Annotated in this window: 1 protein-coding gene; it reads left to right on the forward strand. The window is 44.6% G+C overall.

Translation table 11 applies throughout. The annotated features are described in order from the left end of the window. The first annotated feature begins 606 nt into the window (after positions 1–606). Positions 607–1,155: a GNAT family N-acetyltransferase gene (locus EI28_RS12245; RefSeq protein WP_048115216.1), complete on the forward strand. Its 549-nt coding sequence runs from the start codon at positions 607–609 to the stop codon at positions 1,153–1,155. Positions 1,156–1,200 lie beyond the last annotated feature (45 nt).

Below are 1,200 nucleotides of genomic sequence, written 5' to 3' on the forward strand. Positions count from 1 at the left end.
TAAAACGACGACTCTCTTTTCAAAGCACAATTTTTAGTGGATTTGCGCTCAGATTGTTGATGTCGGCACTGGTCGGCAAGGACATTTATATGAATTTTCGACGAGCAGCGTTCAGGAAAACAAACCGTGGGATCAATGCATGCGGTCCGCGCAATTTATGCAGCAGGTTGCTGCACAAGTATCACGCCCGGATATTCCTGTGCAAAGCAGAGAGTTGCACTTGAACTGTTATTTGTACGGTTGCGTATATTCAACAAAAGTAAGAAAAAAATCAACAATCGATCAATCTTCTATCACATTAGGCGTATTTTTTGATAACTCAAAACATATATATGCCCGAAAACTAACAGTAGGCATGTCAACAGCGGGTAGGATATGATATTTTTCAAGCAGAAGAACGACCCACTGTCTATATCATAATTGTCCCCGTGAGGAGGCGTTGGAATCATGGCGAAACCGTTGGAACTTGGACTGGAATTGACCGGAGAGGATGCACTGCGTTTTCACCGGTATATGGAAGGCCACGAAGAGCTGCCACAACGCGGACGTGAGATGATGCGGGTAGCAGTTCGGTTGGCCGAAAAAGAGCAGCTTTAGCAGTATAGTATGAAGATCCCTCTAAACGAACTACACTTCGATTTCCTTTCAGAGGGATCGGATCTCCATTCTTTTCGATGTTCAGATGACGACTTAAACGATTTTCTCCGCGATGATGCACTGTATTACCAGCAGGAAAGATTAGCGTCGACAAGGCTTGCCTATTATCACGATACTCTGGTCGGATATTTCACGCTGGTGAACGACAGCATATTTGCGGATGCAATAACGGGCGAAGACGGCGACGGGAGATTCGAAGCCAGAAGATATCCTGCGATAAAGATTGCAAGACTTGCAACTCACGATGATTATGCGCGCAGAGGAATCGGCACACATATGGTCGCGAAAGCGATCGGTATCGTAGTAAAACTGTCAAAATACACTGGCTGCAGAATCATTACCGTGGACTCAAAACAGGGAAGGGAGTCTTTTTACGAGCAGTTCGGCTTTAAAAGAACGCAAACGAAGGCCCAGGATACAATTCCCATGTACTTCGACTATCATAAGTATCTGAAAGATATCAGCAGACTGGAACAACCGATATCCGAAAATGAGTAGTTTATCAGGAGTTCATCCCTTCAAACCCCTGAATATGAAGATGTA

The sequence above is a fragment of the Methanoculleus sp. MH98A genome (assembly GCF_000691865.1).
Lineage (GTDB): Archaea > Halobacteriota > Methanomicrobia > Methanomicrobiales > Methanoculleaceae > Methanoculleus.

Bases quoted from the DNA above. Each gene is read 5' to 3' on its own strand.
- EI28_RS12245 (WP_048115216.1), top strand. From the start codon at position 607: ATGAAGATCCCTCTAAACGAACTACACTTCGATTTCCTTTCAGAGGGA.